This window comes from Mesorhizobium sp. M8A.F.Ca.ET.181.01.1.1, assembly GCF_004792025.1.
Lineage (GTDB): Bacteria > Pseudomonadota > Alphaproteobacteria > Rhizobiales > Rhizobiaceae > Mesorhizobium.
Map to the genome: position 1 here is coordinate 1 of NZ_SRTV01000293.1, position 289 is coordinate 289.

A 289-nucleotide genomic window follows, 5' to 3' on the forward strand; every position below is an offset into this window, starting at 1 on the left:
TGGTTCCCTGATAGATGTGCGTAGCGGCAGCCCACGCGTTACCGTGGCCGCCGGATCGTTGCGGCGCGCCGCCCGCCCGGTTGAAGAGCGGCGTTGCGCCGGCTTGTGTTTCACCCGCCCGTACACGCGCGCAAAGGCGCGTGCGTTCAGGCGGTTTCGAGCAGAGGCGTCAGACCGCCCGCGCGGTCGAGCGCGGACAGATCGTCATAACCGCCAACATGCTTCTCGCCGATGAACACCTGCGGCACCGTGCGACGACCGGTCCTGGTCATCATTTCCTCACGACGGG

Annotated in this window: 1 protein-coding gene; it reads right to left on the reverse strand. The window is 67.1% G+C overall.

From position 1 onward, the window contains the following. Positions 1–146 precede the first annotated feature (146 nt). Positions 147–289: glutaredoxin domain-containing protein (locus tag EN824_RS34660; RefSeq protein WP_281041417.1), on the reverse strand; the 143-nt coding region annotated here is incomplete at its 5' end.